We start from the raw sequence: 20545 nt of genomic DNA, 5'->3' as shown, positions 1-20545 counted from the left end.
AATGAGCCTTGCAGCAAAACTGCAAGGCTCATTGTTATATCTGTTCAGTTGTTCCGTGTGATTCGCTCTGCTTCATAAAACTTCCGAAGCTCGCTATTTCCTTTTTCTTGAGGTCATTGGTGACATTGATATAAATATTCATTGTGGTTGATACATCGGCGTGTCCTAAAACATCCTGAATAACCTTGAGGTTGATGCCAGACTCGCATAACCTTGTTGCAAATGTGTGTCTGAGGTTATGACAGCTAAAATGAGGTAGGAGAACCGGGTCACTGTCAATGCCTTGCATTTCAATTATTTCGCAGTTGCAATCTCGGCTTATTCTCTGAATAGCTTTGTTCAGATTTCCGAGGTTCTGTACTACTCCGTCCCGATTAACAAAGACAAAATCATCGTAACCATCAATTCTGCTAATACTCTCAATTTCCGCTTCTTGCTGATACTGCTTTTCCAAATAGAACGCTTCTCTCACTTCGTCCATCATCGGAATCTCTCGCATTCCGGCTTTCGTCTTGGGTGTATTGATGCTGTAATAGCAGCCCTTTTCATCTCGGTGATTGTAATAGACCAAGGTATGATTTACGCTGATGATACCTTTATCCAAATCGACATCCCGCCAGCGCAGTCCTGTTATCTCTCCGACACGCATTCCTGTGTTTGCCATGATAAAGAATAGCGGATACCAGTGAAAATATCTCGGTGTCTTCTTTAAGTAGCCAAGAAACAGCTTTTCTTCTTCCATCGTGAGCGCTTTTCGCTGCTCACTCTTGTATCCGCTATGCGCAAGCTTCAGTTCCTTCATCATGTTGTCTGTCGGATTTATGCGAATAATTGCGTCATCAACGGCAACCTGAAACACCTGATGCAACACATTGTGAACATTATCAAGCGTGGCAACTTTCAGAGATTTTCCATCAACGAGATTGTTATAGAAGCGTCGTATATCTGATTTTGCCACTCGTACCACTCGGTTTCTACCGAAGGTCGGCTTGACGAACATCTCATACATATAGATGTAATTCTTAAAGGTGCTGTCTTTAATTCCTCGCTTGAGCTGACACCATAAATCAAACAAATCGTTGACCGTCAACCCCTTTACATCCGTCTTTATTCCATCGTGCTTATCAACAATGACCAGTTCTTCCTGTTCACGAAGTTTATCGAGTGTGGGCGCATATATTGAGTGCCTTTTGCCGTCCTCGGATGTCCAGCGGAACAAGTAAGTTCCGTTTGGTCGCTGACTCTCTCCGGTTCGCAGTCGGATATGTCGATTATCAAATCGCACTCCGGTTTGCGCTTTCTTCTTCATCCTGATTCCTCCTTATACTGAGAATGATTTTTCCAAGTATTCATCAAGCTTCTTTCGTTTGATGAGCCGCCTATTTCCAACCCAAAGAACAAAGTCGCAGGTTTCTTCTTTTGACATATCTCTGAGCTTATTAATTCCAATGTTGTAATACCGTGCGGCTTCTTCAAGCGTTAAGTTTGATTTCTCCCATATAGGGACTTCTTTTTTCTTATTGGCATCCATTTCTTTGTCCTCCGTGATTTATTCCGTTTTCGTTGAGCATAGGATAGCGGAATAAAGCGAAAAGGACAAAGGTGCGATTTGCCGGATCGCACCTTTGACAAATCAAACAGAATATGCGTTAGAAAGATACTCATCAAGCTTTATTCGCTTAAACATCCTGCGGTTGCCAACCCAAACGACATATTCACAGGAATCGTCATCGGACATTTCTCGGAGCTTGTTTACACCAATGCCCGTGTAGGCTCCGGCCTCTTCTAAAGTGAGTAAAGCCCTTTGCCATACCGGAACAGTCTTGTCTTTTTCTTCTTTAGTCACGACCATCACCTCCATTGTCAATTCCGACGCTGATTGACAATGCATTAGACAGCCGCAACATTGTTCCGGCACTCATATGACCAATGTAATCGTGCAGTCTGCATTTATCTATTGTCGTTATTTGCTCGGCAAGTGCAATGGATTCAGCGGTAAGTCCGAAGCACTTGCCTATATAGGTATGGGTCGGCTGCCGTTTCTTTTTATTGACTGATGTCAAGGGTACGACAACGATGGTTGGACTAAATCGGTTGCCTGTATTATTTTGAACGATAACAACGGGTCGAATGCCGCCCTGCTGAGAGCCAACAGTGTCGCCCAAGTCTGCATAAAAGATATCGCCTCTGAAAATTCTTCTTGTATTTCCGTTATTCATAATGACCTCCTACAATGGTGCTTGTTAGTTGCCTACACTTCTCTACTGCAACCTTCAAAGCCAAAAACGGAAAAATTATTTTTGTAAAAAATTCTTGACGACTTTTCTTAACTCTGTTTTCCTGTATCTGAAAGCACGCTCAGTAATTGCGTGTTTCCCGATAAATGCTTGCACAACTTCCTTTTCTTCTCCGTCATACAGACAGTTAAATAGTTCAACTGCCCAAGGTTTCCACTGCGATAGTTTTGTTTTTACCTGTTCCATCAAAAGCTCGCCTATAACAGCACTTTCAATACTGGTATCCTCTAAAGACACCGAATTCATTGGAGCGACACAATCGTCATGCTCCAAGCTGCTTAACGAAATCATTTTGTATTTCATCTTGTACTTTCGTTTCTTTTCTGAGCTGATATGCTCTGAATGCCATTTTCTGTATTCCTCTAAAGAAACCTCAATAAACATTTGGTCAACGCTTTCTTTTTCTACGATAGTGTCCTTGATAAAAAATCTTCGAGTAGCAATAGGCAAGCCACGATTGCTGCACATTATTTCAGTCCATTCTTCTTGTGTTGCCACTTTGAGAACCTTTCTATCTGCTTTAATATCCGAATAAATTAAATAAGTAGTCATTGTTGTAATCTCCTTAAAATTTTGATTTAGGTTTGTTGGACAATCAAAATTCGGAGATTACGGATACCTGCTAACTGAGCTTTGCCAGTCCTCCAATTTATACATTTGCTTCTCCATTCCGGAGCAAACAGCAAAAAATAAGCCGGACACCGAAAACCAAAAGGATAGAGTTATCCTCTGGTTCTCAGCGTCCGGCAATTTGGTGACTTGGAGGGTTTAGCAGAAGCTAAACCACAGACCCGTGGCTCGGTACAAAGAGTTGCTTATCTTATTCTGTTGTGCTGCCTTTCTATAATCTGAGGCGATACCATCGCCAATCTGTATTTTATCGACCTGCGAAGTGAGAGGTCAACTGCCACAACCTTGTGGCATTGCGGACATTTGACTTCGATTTCTCCCGATGTGGGTGTTACCTTGTCCAGTATGCGCCAGTCGCAATGGGGACACTTCACAATGACCTTCATTTGCTTATCTTTCATACACGACCACCTCCGTCATACGGAACATCAAGTATTCGGTAAGGGTCATCAAGATAATCATTTTCGAGTATTCCAAGCTGTTTCATACGAATGGCAAGAGCTGTCTTTGATACGCCTAAAAAACACGCAAGGTCTTTGAAACGGTCATATACCCGTGAATCTACCATTTTGTTGAGCATCGTGATTTTCTCTCCGAGGCTAAACATAAACATCGCTCTTTCAATTCTTTCTCTGGGTAATAAGATTGCTGAGCCGAGAGCGTTAGCCTGCCATTCCTCCCAATCAGAAATAGGCTTGTTTTTTTCTGAATTGGCACGATAGAAGTGTAGCTTGGCTGAGTTTGAGTTCACACCATATTCTCTCGGATAGAGCATCTTTAGAATCTGGTGGCTTCCTTCGTGAGCAATGGTAAAGTTGCAGCGTCCTTGCTGGGTTGTGTCGTCCTTCAAATCTTTCTCTACTAAGACGGTTTTGCCATCCAAAAAGTAGATGGCTTCATTATCATCATTGTCAAAGACCTCAATGCCCATTTCCGATGCCGAGGTTGCTCCAAGTATGGAGTTATCACGAGATAAGTGATAATACTCTATGTTCAGACCAAGCACCTTTGTTAGTAGCAGTTCCGGGTCTATGCGATGTATTTGCTGCCCTTGAAGTTCAGGGAGCTTATAATACGCAGTCACAACACGGGTTGCGATTGCTTCAATATCCTGTCGGGACAAACATTTCATTCAACAGTCCTCCTTATGATTTGGCTTCTACAAACCATTTTCCATTTTCTTCATCAAAAAGGTAACTCTCCTGTCCACATATCATTACGGTGTAGCGAATACCGTTTCCTCCGACCTTCATCGAAGCTGCACGGCATTTCCGCTTAACACGGTCTATTTCATATACCTCATCGTTCTCAAAGGTAATGGCGTTAGGACGGCAAGAGCCGTCGGGATTGTGGTCAGCGTTTACCTTAACATATACTTTTCTTCTCTGTGGCTGTTCCATTTTACGGTTATCCTCCTTAGCCAATCATTCCTGTCGGCATCGTGATTTCCACTCGTGCCGGAGGCATTTTAGAATGAGAGCATAAGACAGCATTGCGAATACTGTCATTTCCGAAACGACGCCTTATTTCCTCAATGCACAAATCAAGGCGTTCAAACTTATCTATCATCTTCACATCAGTAAACAGGTCAATCTGGCGGGGCGTGTCCTGTGGAATAAGGTTGATTGCCTGAACTGTGACGGAACGGATAGGGTTTGTCCAAGAATACTTCTGCTTAAACAGAGCAAATGCTGTCTTTGCAATTACCATCGGTGATTGTGTCGGCAACGAAATCTTGGTTTGCCATTGCTTTGAGAAAAGGGTGTTATCTCGGATGTGTATTGCGACTCCCTCGGCGCATTTCTGATGAACACGGAGCTTGTGTCCAATCTCTTGCGTAAGTTCAAGGAAAACAGCCCACACCTGTTCGCTGCTTTCCAAGTCCGCAACTGTTGTAGTACCGTGACCGATGCTCTTTACCGGAGATACGAAGTCTTGCTTTGCCACGATGGAATGGTCTTGACCATTAGCGAAATTCCACAAAGCGACGCCGTTTTTTCCAAGCCTGCTTTTCAGCAAGTCCGGACTGGTGTTAGCCAAGTCACCGATAGTACGGATACAATAGTTATCTAAAACACGCTGCGTTGCACGACCTACTCCAAGCAGGTCAGCAGCGGGAAGTCCCCATATCTTCTCTCGGAAAGTATCTTTCTCAATAATAGTAACGGCATCCGGCTTTTTCATATCACTGCCGAGCTTAGCAAATATCTTATTGAAAGATACACCAACCGAGATGGTAAGTCCGAGTTCAAACTTAATTGTTTCTCGGATTTCATTGGCAACCTTTTCGGGTGAGCCGAATATGTTCTGTGTTCCGCTTATGTCGAGCCAGCATTCGTCCATACCGTAAGGTTCAGCCTGATCGGTATAGCGGCCGTAAACACTTCTCGCAAGCTTTGAATACTTGATGTACTCCTCATAGTGGGGAGGAACAACTACCAAGTTTTTGCATTTCTGTTTTGCTTGCCATACAGCATCTCCGGTCTTTACATCGAATGCTTTTGCGGCATAGTTCTTTGCAAGGACAATGCCGTGCCTTTCCTCAACAGAGCCACAGACTGCCACCGGATGGCTGCGAAGCGAAGGGTCAAGCATACATTCAACGCTCGCATAGAAGTTATTCATATCACAATGCAAAATAGATTTTGACAATTCTCGCAACCCCCTTGACAATAATCCCAAACCAGTGTACAATTAACTTGTTAATTCACAAGCGGTTTGTGAATATCATTATATCCAATCAGCTTGTGATTGTCAAGTGCCATACAGAATAATTCACAATTAGTTTGTGAAAATAGGAGGATACAACAATGACCTTTGGCGAAAAACTCCGTACACTGCGATTGAAAGCCAATATGAAACAAAAGGAGCTTGCCGAAAAAGCAGGTCTTGGTCTGAATACCATCAGCAACTACGAGAAAGGAAAAACTTATCCGCAAAACAGAGAGGTTTATACCATCCTTGCGAATATACTTGGCGTGAGTGCCGACGAGCTTCGCAATGAGAACGATGACTTCATCATTTCCGCAAGAGAGCGTTACGGCTATACCGGCAAAAAACAGGCTCAGAAACTCGTTGAAGAAATGGGCGGTCTGTTTGCAGGCGGTGAACTTTCAGACGAGGATCTTGATGGCGTAATGAAAGCGTTTCAGGATTACTATTGGAAAGCCAAAGAGGACAACAAAAAATACACCCCCAAGAAATACAAAACAGAGTAAGTACGGTTTATGGGATACTTGCTCTGATAGAATTTATATGTCAAAGGGTGGATTGCACCCTTTTGGGAGGTGTATTTAATTGATTGATTCTGTTGGAATATATAAAAAGGCAAATAATCTCGTTCAAAAAAACGGAACAAGAAATACGCTGATATTAGCAAAAGAAGTCGGCATTGATGTAGTTCCGGTAGACTGCTTCAACAGTCTTTTAGGTATGTATGTGTATCGTTGGAAACACAGAGCAATGTTTCTAAATAGTAAGATGGACGAGTATCTAACACAAATGGTCGCCGGACACGAAATGGGTCACGACATTTATCATAGAGAGCTGGCAAAGGGAGAAGGTCTACAAGAATTTGAGCTTTTCCGTATGCAAAGCACAACCGAATATGAAGCAAATGCGTTTGCTGCCCATACTCTTATTGATACAGATGAGTGTATGGAATTGGCTCGAAACGGATATGACATCGTTCAAATGTCACAGATAATGAACTCGGAAATCAACCTGATGCTGATTAAGCTTCAGGAAATGAACAGGCTCGGATATAATTTGAGATTGCCGATGGAACCAAGGAGCGATTTTTTCAAAAACATTCGAGTTGATTAGTACGACAGCTACTTAGGAGTATATATTATGAACGGACAAAACAGAGCCGATATTCACATCGGTGCAAATGTAAAAATAGTCTTAAAGAAAAACCAGCCGACAGGCAAGCTAACAGAGGGTGTTGTTGCCCGTATTCTCACGAACAGTAGCCACCATCCCCACGGTATCAAGGTAATGCTCGATGATGGTCAAGTCGGTCGTGTACAGGAAATCATATAAATGAGGAACACTGATGAATAATACACTGAGATTCTACGTCAGTACTTTATAAACCACCCTCAAAGCATTGATAAATATACGTTCCTTCAAAATTCAGCTTTCACCCATTGGGTGAAAGAAAAATGCTCAAAAATGTGTTGAATTATCAGCTTTTATGAGTCGATATATGGTACAATAATAGTAACAAAAGCAGAAAAAGGGGTTTAAATTATGATTAATAAAATTGATTTCACAGCTAAGAATCTAACATCAAATGCAGGTCTTTTTCTTCTCCTTGAGAACGCAAAAAGTAATGAGATTTTTGATCTAGTTGAAAATGACCTCGTATTTGATAATGACTCCACAAATAAAATCAAGATGAATCATATAAAGACGATGATCTGTGGTCACTTTATTGGTATAGACAAGCTAGAACGTCTAAAGATCCTTCAAAATGATCCACTCGTTAATGAATTTGATATTTCCGTAAAAGAACCTGAAACAGTGTCACGGTTTTTAGGAAACTTCACCTTTAAGACAACACAAATGTTTAGAGACATTAATTTTAAAGTCTTTAAAAAACTGCTCACTAAAAGTAAATTGACATCCATTACGATTGATATTGATAGTAGTGTAATCAACGTAGAAGGTCATCAAGAAGGTGCATCAAAAGGATATAATCCCAAGAAACTAGGAAACCGATGCTACAATATCCAGTTTGCATTTTGCAACGAATTAAAAGCCTACGTCACCGGATTTGTAAGAAGTGGCAATACTTACACAGCTAACGGTGCATCTGAAATGATCAAAGAAATAGTAGCCAACATCAAAACAGATGATTTAGAGATTTTATTTCGAATGGATAGTGGCTACTTTGATGAAAAAATTATTGAAACGATAGAATCTCTTGGTTGCAAATATTTAATTAAACCCAAAAGTTATTCTACGCTTGCATCCCAAGCAACGAATTCATCGGTTGTATTCGTTAAAGGTGAAGAAGGCAGAGAAACTACAGAACTGTTTACAAAATTAGATAACTGGGAGAAAGACAGAAGGTTTGTTGTGTCTCGCGTACTGAAACCAGAAAAAGAAAGAGCACAAATATCACTTTTAGAAGGCTCTGAGTACGAATACTTTTTCTTTGTGACAAACACTACATTGCTTTCTGAAAAAGTAGTTATATCCTATGAAAAACGTGGCAATGCTGAGAATTATATTAAAGAAGCCAAATACGACATGGCGGTGGGTCATCTTTTACTTAAATCATTTTGGGCAAATGAAGCGGTATTTCAAATGATGATGCTTTCATATAACCTGTTTTTGTTGTTCAAGATTGATTCCTTAGAGCCTTCAGAATACAGACAGCAAATAAAGACCTTTCGTTTGAAGTATGTATTTCTTGCAGCCAAAATCATTAAAACCGCAAGAACTGTAATTATGAATTTGTCAGAAAACTATCCGTACAAGGAAGTGTATGAAAAATGTCTGGTATAATAAAGATATCATCTTGAAAATCGAGTGTTGCTCTGTGGATAACTTGCAGGGTTTAATAAGTATCTTTACTCCAAAGTTGCAATCAATAATTTATTGAAAAAGATTGAAAGGTGGTGGTAAATAATGTTACAATGTGGGAGTATCAGTTTAAATTCTTCGTGAAATAGTGTTCTTTTAAGCTAAGTGTGTATACAAAACAAAGTGAGGTTTGTTAGTATTTGAGGTGCAGAATATTATTTGCGGTTTTAAATCTATAGTGATATATTATTTCTAAACTACAAAAAGAAAGAAGGATATAAAATGAGATATTCAAAAGTTGTAATTGGTGGTGGTGGTGTTCTGGGAAGTCAGATTGCATTCCAGACAGCATTTTGTGGATTTGATGTAACGATTTGGCTGAGAAGTGAGAGTTCCATTACACGAACACAGCCTAAGCTTGATCAATTGAAAGAAACCTATCTTGAGGCAATTGAAAAGATGGCTTCAGGAGAAGGCCCTTGGTGTGCAGGAATTGCAGCGGAAGAGAACTTTAAGAAGGAAGAACTGATCGCAAAGGTCAATAGGGCATATGAAAGCATTCAGCTTGAACTTGATCTGAAGAAAGCAGTAGGTGATGCTGACCTTGTGATTGAGTCTATGGCAGAGAATACAAATGACAAGATTGTATTTTATAAGGCACTTGCCCCACTTTTGCCTGAAAAAACGGTCCTTGTTACGAATTCTTCCACACTACTTCCTTCCGCTTTTGCGAAATATACAGGAAGACCTGAAAAGTATTTATCGCTTCATTTTGCGAATTCAATCTGGAAGAATAATACGGCGGAAGTTATGGCTCAAGATAAGACAGACAAGAAACACTTTGATGAACTAATCCAGTTTGCGAACGATATTAGAATGATTGCATTACCGGTTTTAAAGGAAAAGAATGGATACCTTCTGAACTCCATGTTAGTTCCCTTTTTATTAAGTGGACTTGACCTATATGCATCAGGTGTTTCGGATCCAAAGAGTATTGATATGGCATGGACACATGGAACCGGTGCCCCGAAGGGCCCCTTCCAGATTTTTGATACAGTGGGACTTACAACAGCATACAATATTGTGCATCAGTACCAGAGTGTACCGGGTATCTTCTCACCACTTCTGAAGAAGATGATGATGCCATATAATTTTAAAGCGATGGAAAGTATTTTGAACAAATACATTGCAGAAGGAAAACTTGGAGTGTCTTCAGGCGAAGGATTTTACAAATACAAGTAACCCGTTAATTTTGTAAAAGATATTGCTGCGTCACTCAGTAATTTCTTTGGAGGAAGATCTGGAAGTTATGAAGAAGAGCTGATACAGGCAAGACAGAATGCACTCAGAGAGATGGAACAGAGAGCAGAAGCAATGGGTGCCAATGCTGTTGTAGGAGTTGATATTGATTATGAAGTGCTAGGTGCCGACAATGGAATGCTTATGGTGACAGCAAGTGGAACAGCAGTTATCGTGGAATAGACAGTCGCACAGTAAATGGGTTAATTTGGTTCTGTTACAACAACTCTACTACGCGTAGGTAAACAGGTTCGTGTTCATTTGATATCCTAAAGCCAGAAAGGAGTTGAACAGAATGAATCAGTATGTTACAGGATCTATTATTAGAAAACTCAGAGAAGAAAAGAAAATGACACAGCTTGAGCTTGCCAAACATCTTCAAGTAAGTGATAAAACAGTTTCAAAATGGGAGACCGGTAAGGGATATCCAGATATTGCGCTAATAGAGCATATCTCAAAAGCGCTTGGAATCTCTACGATTGAATTATTATCTGGAGATGATATTTCGAACACCAATCGTTCGTTTAATATGCTTAGAACAAAACTGTATGTATGTCCAATTTGTGGAAATGTTATTTCTGCAACGGGAGAGGCGGTGATTAGTTGCTGTGGAATCACCTTACCAGTGCTTGAGGCAGAGCCGGCCGATGAAATGCATGCAATCAATGTGGAGCAGGTCGAAGATGAATATTACGTAACGATTCATCATGATATGACAAAGGATCATTATATATGGAACTAGTCTATCAGCAACTGTTAGATTCCAAAATGGAGCCATAAAGGTTTTATCAGGAAAAGAGTTTTCGACTGAGAAAAGATGCAAACTCAATCTTAAGTCCCAGAAAATCTGTTATGAAATGTTCAATATCTATATATGCGACAACTTTGCTTGGGTGCTTATCCTTATATACTTGGATAAGACCTGCACCGATTTCATCAATCTCAGTTCTAGTATAAAATGTGTTCAAGTTGTATCCACCTCCACTGTTATGCAGGGTACTATTTTATCTGCATAATCACTTGATTTTATTTCCGCACTATCATAATGATGATAGCGAATTCCTTCATTCTTCATAATGTTTGCCTTTCACTGGTTAGATTTCCTTTATAATGTGACAAGCCACGCCTTGAATCGTACATTCTTCGGCATATATATCTTTGAATTTCTTATTCTCTGGATGGAGAATAATACGTCGGTTTTCATCATCTCTGTAAAACCGCTTTAGAGTATTCTGATTATCTACAAGTGCGACAACAATATCTCCATCATTGGCTTTTTTGTTTTTCTTAATAACAACTAAATCTCCATCATCAATACCTGCGTCTATCATTGACTCTCCATTGGCTCTAAGAATATATAAATCTTCTTTTCCAAAGATGGCAGTTGGCAAAGCTACATATCCCTCGATATGTTCTTCTTCATACTCAGGTGTTCCACAAGGAATAGAACCAACAATCGCTGTCTGAGAAATATCCTGATTCACTTTTCTTGTTACTGCTGTTTGTATCTCCTGACCATCATATTCCAACATACCTTTATCATTCATTTCTAACAGGTATCTGTATACAGTGGATTTTGCAATATCAAGTGCTTTTGCAATATTTAGCGTAGTAGGCGAATGCCCAAAATCCAGATAATACTGCTCTGCATATTTTAATATTTTCTTCATCAGTTCAGGATTTTTACTTCTCATTTTGCACCTCTTTTTCTAAGTGAAACGCTTCGTTTCTGATAAGTATATTATACTTGATAATTGAATAAACGCAATATAAAAATGGACAGAAAAATAGAGGTGTCGCTATCGAGCAACACCTCATCTCATTTCAATTCATAAGATTTGCTTTCCCATTCGTTCTGTACGTTTCTTTATTGCATTCACACAGCCCTTAGCTCCTTCGGTAACTTTAAACAAATAACCTCTCTCTGTAAATCTTTTGCATACGCTTGTTCTGAATACCATCACAAAATCTTTTGATAATTATTTCATTTTCATCCAGTATATCATCGACATATAAAGGCTCATCATCTGCCACTTCTCTGTCAATAACATTTGCATAAATCTCCAACTGTTCTGGATATTTGCACAAAACATAAGAATAATACGATGAAAAGTCCAAATAGCTTAATATCAAGGTAATATTGGCAAAGTCGGCAACTGTCATCTTTTCTTTTCCGATTAGTTTTCTACGGTACTTTTCTCCACATAATCTAAAAAACTTTTGTTGCTGAGATTTTGCAATTTTTGTTAATTTACATTTTCGTCTCATTTATCTTATGCCTCGTGGAAGTCCCTCACTTCCTTGAATCAAATCCAATGGTTATCTTATATTTCAACTTTCTTAAGTCTGTTATGATTCGATACATACACCTCTAGAAAACAGTTTCTTGGATTTTTTTCTTCTACAACAGTGATGATAACAGCTCCACCTGCAGTCAGTTCCTGTCTAATGATTTCATATTCTCTAACATTGATAAAAGTATCTAAACCATAATATGAGAAAAAACATTCTGTGGCAAATGCAAAACTATTAAATTCGTCTTCGTTCTTTGCTGCTTTTTTAAATTCTTTTTCGGTAATGAAAAGCTGTCTACCATCATTCAATTCTTGGTTTACCAGAAATTCTACATTCATATTTTATTCCTCTATACACTTACTTTCATCAAGTATCATCTGTCTATATTCTTCTTTTACTTCTGCTGGTTCTAATATCTGTACCTTGCCACCGAATCCGAAAACCCATCCATAGAATGTTTGGCTTGCCGAAATGGTAGTAATCAATCTAAATGATTCCATATCATATGCAAGGGTTGTTACATCTTCTCCGAAGCGGTCAATCATCGTTTTCATCAAGCTGTTATCACATCGCAGCGTAACTTCCACCTGCTCTCCGTCATACATAAAGAATACCTGCTTTGTATATTCTGCCACATCGAAATCTTTAGGAGCTGGAACTCCATCTTTATATAAGATTTCAGGTGTCGCTGCAATTCTGTCTACCCTAAAGGTTACAATCTTATCTTTCTTCTTTGAATGACCGACCACATAATAGTAATCGCCACACCAGACAAGACTGTATGGACTGATAATATACACTTCTCCTTTATTTCTCAAAACCTTTTTCTTAAGTCCCGAATATTCGTAATACTGGAAGGAGATTTGCTTATTGTTATTGATTGCCTCGTTAATAGCGTCAACAATATAATAAATCAGTTCATTATCAGGCTTCACTCGTTCAGCAAAATAATTGTTCCTTTTTAACTTGTAAACCTGTCCCTCATTGGTCAGTGTATGTATTTTTGAAATCAGTTCCTTTGATTTCTTATGTGTTATCAGCTTGGAAGATTCCACTGCATCAATCAATATCTTTAGTTCTGCAAGTTCAAAATCTCTATCGCCTATAAAATATCTTGTCTGTGTAGAACGGACTGACACAACATCAATTCCAAACTGCTGCAGGGCAGTCACATCTTTTGAGATAGTGGTTCTATATGTAGATATGCCATACTCATCATTCAATATCTCTATAAGCTGATTCGTCGAAAGCTGATGTTCTTCATCGGTACGCTCTTGTAGAATCTTTAAGAGATAAAGTATTCTTGGTTTTGTTTCCATATGCCATCCTTTCCTATACTAAAAATAACTATTTCCCAATAAATGTCATTCTATAATCAATCCAATTTATCTGCGTTATTCTGATTCTGTTTCATCGGTCTTTGTTTGGATATAATCTCGCATACTTACAATAGATTCATTCAATTCTTGGTGTGAATATGCTGCATTTTCCCTATTCTCGGGATGATGAATAAGATTTCTAATATACTCTGACAGAATTTTCTGTTCTGCCTTGATTGTTCCATCCCTCATAACACGATTATATGTGCGGTTGGTATTCTGCGCTTTACTTCTATAATCGTTTATCCACCCACGATACTCAATATATGAATAAAGTTCGTTATGATATTCTATCGTCACATCATCAAAAGCAATGTAGTTCACCTCATTTAAGGAAGGATAACTTAATTGCCCTGGCAATACCTTATCAATTTTCTTCTGATGTGATTCCTTGTCCTTACTTATCAATCTTAGATTGGAAAAATCAAGTTGTTTTACAATAAATGAACTGTGGGTAGTCAGTACAACCTGCACATTAGCCATCTCTGATAAACTTTTCAAAGCTACAATTAATTTCTTTTGATTGTCTATATGCTGCGAAGTTTCAGGTTCCTCAATCGCATATATGACACCTGTATTGTCACTTGCTTCTAGTCTTCGCTCAACCTCTCCTCTAAAAAAATTAAGTAGTATTAAGCGTTTTACCCCGCTACCTCTTTTATTGATTGGAATATCTCCGTCCCCAGAAATTGATACTTTCTTAAAAACATCCTGCCACTTTAACCCCTGCGTTGATGGAATGACTGGGTTTAGACTATTAGCAACATTAGGGTCCATTTCCCTTAATTTATCAAGTGTTCTTGAAGCAACTTCTTTTAGTTTATCTTGAACTTCTTGAGCAACTATATTTAAAGTTTCTAGTAATTGTTCGTCACTAAGTATTTGCTTGACTGCTTCTTGCAATGGGTCTTGAACTTCGCTATCCCCATCACTATTCTTTCTGTCAGACTGGAACAGAGAATATACTGGCATATAGCAATTTAATTTCTCCCATATATTTTTTGCATCTTCTTTTGATGTATCTATTTCTATAGATTTACATTCCAAACAATCACTATAATGCTTCCATATAGCTTCGCGCATAATTGAATTTACATTTTGATTCTCAACTTCTATGGAATTATCCTTTATAATCTTCTTAAGGTCTTTATTTTTCTTCAAAAGCAAATCAGCACATTCAGTATGTGTTGGGTGAAATGCTTTAATAAAAACTTTTGCACTTCCACCAGATTTGAATTTCTTGACCACTTCAAGTTGGTTATCTTCATTGATAAGATATTCCTTCTCCAAAGTTGTGCTTGCACTTGAATCTATAACAATAGAATCTGGCAAATCTGTAAATGTAACGGAAATAATTGTTTCCTCATTTCCTTCCTCTTTTTCAAATATATTCACGTCTAGTGGGTCTATCTTGATAATTCCTTTGTTATTATTGAAGAAAATATCCAATGCCTCAAGTATTGTTGATTTACCAATATCATTTTGTCCCACAAAGACTGTCAAATCATCAAATAATACTTTTGTTTCGCCCTTATATCCTCTAAAATTCTTAATTACTAAAGAATGTATTTTCAAATAATTTCTCCTTTCACCATTCCACACACAGTGCCTTAAACACTGCATTTTCCGTACTTATGTAGTATTTCAATTATTTATCAACCATATTGCTTTCCATATAGTTTCAAAAGTGTTCAAACTCATAGTTCACCTACCTAAGAAACAATTTTACTGCATTGACTTCATTACGTCTAATAAGCTCTGATAACTATCCACATCGTGGTATCTTACCTTACTTGTAGACATCTCATTAAATAGCTTCTTCGCACAAGATATTTTCGCTTGTTCAATAGGTCTTAGGTTCAGGCTTTCCATTGTACCTTTAGTTTCAGCAACAAAGAATATATGTTTTACCTTTCCTTCATAGAAAGCAATTGCCCAGTCTGGAGCATAGTTTCCAACCGGTGTCGGAATTTGGAATGTTCTTGGAAGTTTTGCATATACACAGACCTCATCAGCAGAATCTAACTCTTCTGCAAATTTTCTTTCTATGCTCTTTTCGGCAGACCCATCAGTAAAAACATAGTCTTGGATAGCCTTTTTTGCAACGAATGCCTTTTCAAAACTTTGAGTGTTCTTTTCAGCGGTAAAAATTGTACTATCATATTCTCCCTCAATAGGGTCATATGTAATATGTTCTACAATCATTGTTGCTTTTTGCTCATTGATAAGCTTCACAACTTTTGAGATAAATTCTTCAGGATTGTTTCTGAACATATAGAGCTTGTCAACTTTTATTCCTGCCAAAATCTTTGCAACTGTTTTCCTCGTAAGAGTAGTGCCTTCCGCTACTTTTCCAACAAGGTCATATTTGATTTGGCTCACTTCGGCGTGTTTCAGTCCATAAGTACCTGATGATTCTCTGACAAAAGACGCTCCTCTGCTTACTTCATACTCATCTATTTTATCTGTCTGACGACCAATTGTAGCTGTATATTGTAATTCGGCAACAAAAAGTTTCTCATCAATATGAGCAATAGATTTCTGGATTAGTTCATCACTATCAAATTCAACGGTATAAGCATACTTATGGTTAATCTGATTCCATAAAGCCTGAAACTCTTTCTTTTCAAAGTTAGCATTAAGTGGATTTTCTGTAACTTTCGTTTCGTGACCATCACTAAACATATCTTTAAGAATGCTATCATCATATACTGCCTGGACAAGCAAATGTATTCCCTCAGCCATCGGTTTTAAATTATCTGGTAGTTCTGCAACTGTACCATTTGCAATTTCGTCTCTGTATTTATCTGTTACTTTGCGTTTCTTATCTACATAGCCATTACTAATAAGATAAAATTCAATGTCATTGGCTTTTTCATCGTCAATTAGTGTCGGAACATCATCTACTTTTACATATTTTCCGCTAAAGTATTCACTTGTTGCAACTGTTGGTCTATCAAAAAGTACTTTCTTAATATCGCTTTGTAAATCAGTAACAAAATCAGTGTAGCTTTCACTTGCAACAACTGTAAGCATATTTATATCGTGAACTCTTTCACCGCAGCTTTGACTATCCATTCTATTTCCATCTTGATTAACACAAAGTCTAAGCCCACGACCAACTTCCTGACGTTTTGCGGTATTACTATCGCTATGCTTTAGTGTACAGATTTGGAATACGTTCGGATTATCCCATCCTTCTCTTAATGCTGAATGTGAGAAAATAAATCTGGTTGGTTCTTCAAAAGATAATAGACGCTCCTTATTTTTCAGAATCAGGTCGTATGCTGAAATATCATCTGAGAACTCACTGCCTCTTTTTACCGCACTGTCAATACTCTTCCCAGTTTTCTTATCAATGCTGAAATATCCCTTATGTATTTCTGATACTTCACTACACATAGACTTCAAATATCTCTGATATGGAGTATCAATCAAAGTAATTTTTTCATTAAGGATACTAAGGTATTCCTGCTCAAACATTTTCCCATATTCGCCTAATAGTTCATTTCCAGCTTCATCATATTGACGGTACTTTGCTACCTCGTCAATAAAGAACAGCGAAAGGGTTTTAATTCCCTGATTAAACAATACTCCTTCTTTATCAAAATGGGATTTGATTGTTTCTCTTATTTGAATTCTACGCATATCACTTTCAGATACATCGCCAACAACTTCTCCCGTTTTTATTTCCTCACCATTAGTAAATGTAACTGTTCCCGTAAGTGGGTCGATTTCCGAAATTGTGTATCCTTTGTATTGTTCCATTTCCTGAGAAACATAATAAAGATTATCCCCTACTCCAAGAATACGGGTTTCTCTATTAGTGGATTTATTGTATGCAATCTCAAGCTCAATACGAGCCATAGGTGGCTTCTTTGAAGAAAGCAATATTTGTTCTAAATAAAGGTAACTATCTGTTCCTCTGAAGTTCTTTACTTCAAATCCTTTTACCTCAATTTTCTTTACAAGTTTCTTGTTGTATGCATCCAAAGCATCCAAAACATAAACTGTATTATGTTTTACAGTGTGCGTTGCAGAATAATTCAAGCTGAACAATGGATTAAAGTTCTTTAGAGCTTTTTGTGTAACTGCACCACCCATTTTCTGAGGTTCATCCAAGATAATTATTGGTCTATTTGCTGCAATAACATCAATAGGTTTTCTTGAGCCGAACTCATCTCGTTTAGAATAGATAATACGAGCTTCCTTGCTTCTTCCATCTTCCTTAAGAGAAGAAGCAAAAGCTTGTGTATTTATAATCATTACATTTATTTTATCTCCCTGAGAGAAATTATCTAATTCTTTTAAGTTAGAGCTATTATATACAAAGAATCTTGCCTTTGTTCCATAATGTTCTTTGAAATGGTCTGCTGTAATCTCAAATGATTTTTTTACACCTTCTCTTATGGCAATACTTGGCACTACAACAATAAACTTGCACCACCCGTATTTCTCATATAACTCAAACATAGTTTTAATATATACATATGTTTTTCCCGTTCCAGTTTCCATTTCAATATCAAGGGAGCAACGCCCTAAGTCCTTGTTTAGACTTGCTGAATGTTTAATGTTATTCTGACTTTGTAAGTGATGTATGTTGGTTAGAAGTTGGTCATCTGTCAGTTCAATTACTTCATTTTTGTACCCAGTATCATCAAGAGGGTCATACATTTCAACAATACCATTATCCGAATTAGGAGCGAAAGTCATTTGCTCTGCCTTTTTAGTACGTTTTCCTATATCTCTTATATAACTGATTTTGTCATACTTCTTTTGACCGTTAAACACACTTACTATAGCTTCTACTGCATCCGTTTGGTATTCTTGTATTTTAAAGTTAAATTTCATTTTATGCGACACCTCCTATGAGCAGCGGACTAGCCCACGCTGCACTTGCAACAAGCATAGAAATAATGGCAACGACAAGCATTGCAATGCTCATTCTTTTTGTCTTTCTCGTTTCTTGCTTTGCCTCAACTAATTCTCTCTCTTTGAGTTTATAAAGTTCTTCCAGTTTTTTATAGTTACTCTCCAGTCTTTCATTATGCTCTGTAAGCAACCTTATTTGTTCATTACTCTTTTCAAGAATTTGATTTGTTTGTTGTTGCATTTGATATGCAAATGTGCTTTTCTCATCAATTTCTATCTTTGGTAATTCAGGTTTAAATTGGTATAAAATTGATTCGTCAGGCATTGTTGGCATAGAGATGTCTTTCAATTTGTCTGCAAGTCCCTGAATCCTTGAAAGAGAATCAATTGTCCCACTCATTACAACACCTTCCTTATTGTGTCAGTACTATATGTTGCAAATAATTGGTCAAAATTAGTAGCAACACTATCATTAGCCATCGAGTTATCACGCATAACAAAGTAATATGGCTTTTTCTTTGCTACTTCTGTAACAACATCTTCACTTACATTTTCATCAAAACAGGCAATTAAAAATCCATTAGCAACATTAAATACTTTCTTCCCAAGTAATTCTGTTTCTTCTATTGAGCTTGATAATTCAACCCCCAAATCGAGCATTACTTGGAACAATAAATCTTCAGAAGTTCTGTCTTCTTTAATATTATCCGATAATGAATTAAAAAGTGTTGATTGATATTCAGTCGGATTATAATAAACATCTTTCATATTGGAACTATCGCATTTCAGAACTCTGAATCCACCATCAAAATTGGCATCTGGATTATCTTCAGTTATTTTTTTAATAGCTCTACGAATACGCTCCTTACCAATTTCACAAATATTCTTATATCCCGCTTTGTACGCTTCGGATTTTACATCTGTTTCTTCTGGTAACTGTACCATAATAAATCTTCTATTTCCTGAATCTTCCACATTTAATTGTAGTACTGCTTGAGCAGTAGTTGCTGAGCCCGAAAAATAATCCAAAATTATATCATCCTCATTTGTACATAAATATGCAAAATGTTTAATCAAATCAACTGGCTTTGAAAAATCAAATGCTTTTGTTAAATCCAAACTTTTTAACATTGCAGCTCCTTTTGCCGTTGTTCCAATGTTTTCTAGCAAAAGTGTATCATAAGGTGTGTATGATACCCCAGAAGGGAATTTTCTATAAATATTATATTTTCCATTCTTCTCACTCAATTCAAGCACGCCTTCGTCTAAAAGTGTTTGTGCCATCTCTGCGCCCACTCTCCATCTTCCTTCAGTTCCATCATCTTTTATTGGAAGAACACTAACATTATCAATTGTAATTGGATAAAACATTGATGGACGGTCTTCACGACGGTCAGCCACACCCCACTGTCTTAAATTCTCTTTTCGTCCATCAGTTTCATTTCTTATCATTTTAAAAGACAACATTTCTAATTTCTTTGCATAACAAAGAATATATTCGTGAGTTGCAGATATTGTTGATGTAGTTCCAACTTTACCAAGTTTTGATTTCCAAATAAACTTACAAACAAAATTTGATTCACCAAATATTTCTGAACATACTTTTGATAAATTGTCTATTTCATTGTCATCAATTGATATGAATATAACACCATCATCTGAAAGTAAATCCTTAGATAATCTAATTCGTGTATAAATCATATTTAACCAATCTGTGTGAAATCGTCCGTTGCTATCAAGGTTTCTTACAAGTCGATTCCCTTCTTCATCAAGTTGACCGCTATTGGCAATATACTCTTCTGTTGTTAGAGAGAAATCGTCTTCATATACAAAATCATTGCCTGTATTATATGGTGGGTCAATATAAATCATCTTAATCTTTCCTAGATAGGTCTCTTGTAATAACTTCAACACTTCAAGGTTATCACCTTCGATGTAAAGATTTTCTGTATTATCAAACTCAACGCTTTCTTCTCTACAAGGGCGTAATGTCTTTGCAACAGGTGCATTGGCAAGGAGAACTGATTTCTTCTTGTCAGGCCAAGTAAACTGATAACGTTCTTCACGCCCTTCAACTACTTTGCAGGAAATTTCTTGCATAAGCACATCTTTATCAATTGCTCTTACAACCTCTCCATTTTCATCAATGGTTTCAGTTATGGCATTGGGAAACATCGCTTCCAATTTTTCGTAATTCTCATCTGCCTTGTTAGGTGTGTGCATTTTTAATTTGTCCAT

At 37.6% G+C, this 20545-nt stretch carries 23 protein-coding genes and 1 pseudogene; 7 read left to right on the top strand and 17 right to left on the bottom strand.

Annotated features, from left to right (window positions below; all coding sequences use genetic code 11):
* Positions 1–34: 34 nt before the first annotated feature.
* The 9 genes from BUB85_RS10945 to BUB85_RS10905 all read right to left on the bottom strand — a co-directional run bounded on the left by BUB85_RS10945 (position 35) and on the right by BUB85_RS10905 (position 5579).
* On the bottom strand, positions 35–1309 hold the full coding sequence (locus tag BUB85_RS10945) for a site-specific integrase (RefSeq protein ID WP_073110125.1): 1275 nt from the start codon (positions 1307–1309) through the stop codon (positions 35–37).
* Between the two features lie 12 nt (positions 1310–1321).
* On the bottom strand, positions 1322–1531 hold the full coding sequence (locus tag BUB85_RS10940) for an excisionase (protein ID WP_073110117.1): 210 nt from the start codon (positions 1529–1531) through the stop codon (positions 1322–1324).
* 102 nt (positions 1532–1633) lie between these two features.
* Positions 1634–1846 (bottom strand): excisionase, encoded by a 213-nt coding sequence (locus BUB85_RS10935; RefSeq protein ID WP_242945404.1) that lies wholly within the window; start codon positions 1844–1846, stop codon positions 1634–1636.
* Positions 1839–2219, bottom strand: coding sequence for a type II toxin-antitoxin system PemK/MazF family toxin (locus BUB85_RS10930; protein ID WP_073110109.1), 381 nt, complete (start codon positions 2217–2219; stop codon positions 1839–1841). Before BUB85_RS10930 ends, BUB85_RS10935 begins: the two co-directional genes overlap by 8 nt.
* A gap of 75 nt (positions 2220–2294) precedes the next feature.
* Positions 2295–2849 (bottom strand): hypothetical protein, encoded by a 555-nt coding sequence (locus BUB85_RS10925; protein WP_073110104.1) that lies wholly within the window; start codon positions 2847–2849, stop codon positions 2295–2297.
* 263 nt (positions 2850–3112) lie between these two features.
* Positions 3113–3328 (bottom strand): hypothetical protein, encoded by a 216-nt coding sequence (locus BUB85_RS10920; RefSeq protein ID WP_073110099.1) that lies wholly within the window; start codon positions 3326–3328, stop codon positions 3113–3115.
* Positions 3325–4059 (bottom strand): ImmA/IrrE family metallo-endopeptidase, encoded by a 735-nt coding sequence (locus tag BUB85_RS10915; RefSeq protein WP_073110094.1) that lies wholly within the window; start codon positions 4057–4059, stop codon positions 3325–3327. The genes BUB85_RS10920 and BUB85_RS10915 overlap by 4 nt, the downstream gene beginning before the upstream one ends.
* A 13-nt stretch (positions 4060–4072) precedes the next feature.
* Positions 4073–4327, bottom strand: coding sequence for a hypothetical protein (locus BUB85_RS10910; protein ID WP_073110091.1), 255 nt, complete (start codon positions 4325–4327; stop codon positions 4073–4075).
* Between the two features lie 16 nt (positions 4328–4343).
* The gene (locus BUB85_RS10905) at positions 4344–5579 is read right to left on the bottom strand and encodes a DNA polymerase Y family protein (protein WP_073110087.1); all 1236 of its coding nucleotides are present in this window, start codon (positions 5577–5579) and stop codon (positions 4344–4346) included.
* Between the two features lie 158 nt (positions 5580–5737).
* Here BUB85_RS10905 and BUB85_RS10900 point away from each other — a divergent pair, with 158 nt between their 5' ends.
* The 7 genes and pseudogenes from BUB85_RS10900 to BUB85_RS10875 all read left to right on the top strand — a co-directional run bounded on the left by BUB85_RS10900 (position 5738) and on the right by BUB85_RS10875 (position 10503).
* A complete protein-coding gene (locus BUB85_RS10900; RefSeq protein WP_073110084.1) occupies positions 5738–6145 on the top strand; it encodes a helix-turn-helix domain-containing protein in 408 nt (135 codons plus the stop codon).
* A gap of 79 nt (positions 6146–6224) precedes the next feature.
* Positions 6225–6752 carry an ImmA/IrrE family metallo-endopeptidase gene (locus BUB85_RS10895; protein WP_073110081.1) on the top strand — a complete coding sequence of 176 codons (528 nt, stop codon included), beginning with the start codon at positions 6225–6227 and terminating at the stop codon, positions 6750–6752.
* A gap of 27 nt (positions 6753–6779) precedes the next feature.
* On the top strand, positions 6780–6971 hold the full coding sequence (locus BUB85_RS10890) for a YwbE family protein (protein ID WP_073110078.1): 192 nt from the start codon (positions 6780–6782) through the stop codon (positions 6969–6971).
* 210 nt (positions 6972–7181) lie between these two features.
* Positions 7182–8444: an IS1380-like element ISEnca1 family transposase gene (locus tag BUB85_RS10885; RefSeq protein WP_073110075.1), complete on the top strand. Its 1263-nt coding sequence runs from the start codon at positions 7182–7184 to the stop codon at positions 8442–8444.
* 300 nt (positions 8445–8744) lie between these two features.
* Complete coding sequence (locus tag BUB85_RS10880; RefSeq protein ID WP_216099890.1) at positions 8745–9704, top strand: 3-hydroxyacyl-CoA dehydrogenase; 960 nt, start codon at positions 8745–8747, stop codon at positions 9702–9704.
* Between the two features lie 18 nt (positions 9705–9722).
* Positions 9723–9944 (top strand): annotated as a pseudogene (locus tag BUB85_RS22005) (heavy metal-binding domain-containing protein); the annotation flags it as partial.
* Positions 9945–10056: 112 nt separating this feature from the next.
* On the top strand, positions 10057–10503 hold the full coding sequence (locus tag BUB85_RS10875; RefSeq protein WP_073110072.1) for a helix-turn-helix domain-containing protein: 447 nt from the start codon (positions 10057–10059) through the stop codon (positions 10501–10503).
* A 352-nt stretch (positions 10504–10855) separates the two neighbouring features.
* Here BUB85_RS10875 and lexA read toward each other — a convergent pair whose 3' ends face one another.
* From lexA to BUB85_RS10830, 8 genes are all read right to left on the bottom strand, one after another.
* Positions 10856–11455, bottom strand: coding sequence for a transcriptional repressor LexA (gene lexA, locus BUB85_RS10865; protein ID WP_073110066.1), 600 nt, complete (start codon positions 11453–11455; stop codon positions 10856–10858).
* Between the two features lie 211 nt (positions 11456–11666).
* Positions 11667–12029 (bottom strand): hypothetical protein, encoded by a 363-nt coding sequence (locus BUB85_RS10860; RefSeq protein WP_073110061.1) that lies wholly within the window; start codon positions 12027–12029, stop codon positions 11667–11669.
* Positions 12030–12085: 56 nt separating this feature from the next.
* A complete protein-coding gene (locus BUB85_RS10855) occupies positions 12086–12394 on the bottom strand; it encodes a hypothetical protein (protein WP_073110056.1) in 309 nt (102 codons plus the stop codon).
* Between the two features lie 3 nt (positions 12395–12397).
* On the bottom strand, positions 12398–13375 hold the full coding sequence (locus BUB85_RS10850) for a helix-turn-helix transcriptional regulator (RefSeq protein WP_073110049.1): 978 nt from the start codon (positions 13373–13375) through the stop codon (positions 12398–12400).
* 75 nt (positions 13376–13450) lie between these two features.
* Entirely contained in the window at positions 13451–15010 is a 1560-nt protein-coding gene (locus tag BUB85_RS10845) for an ATP-binding protein (RefSeq protein WP_073110046.1), read from the bottom strand.
* A gap of 150 nt (positions 15011–15160) precedes the next feature.
* Entirely contained in the window at positions 15161–18286 is a 3126-nt protein-coding gene (locus BUB85_RS10840) for a type III restriction-modification system endonuclease (RefSeq protein ID WP_073110043.1), read from the bottom strand.
* Between the two features lies 1 nt (position 18287).
* Complete coding sequence (locus BUB85_RS10835; protein ID WP_073110040.1) at positions 18288–18707, bottom strand: hypothetical protein; 420 nt, start codon at positions 18705–18707, stop codon at positions 18288–18290.
* Positions 18707–20545, bottom strand: a complete 1839-nt coding sequence (locus BUB85_RS10830; protein ID WP_200803563.1) for a site-specific DNA-methyltransferase — start codon at positions 20543–20545, stop codon at positions 18707–18709. Before BUB85_RS10830 ends, BUB85_RS10835 begins: the two co-directional genes overlap by 1 nt.

This window comes from Hespellia stercorisuis DSM 15480 (assembly GCF_900142165.1).
GTDB classification, from domain to species: Bacteria; Bacillota; Clostridia; order Lachnospirales; family Lachnospiraceae; genus Hespellia; species Hespellia stercorisuis.
The sequence above is the reverse complement of the archived record's forward strand: the minus strand, read 5'-3'. Positions and strand labels throughout refer to the sequence as shown.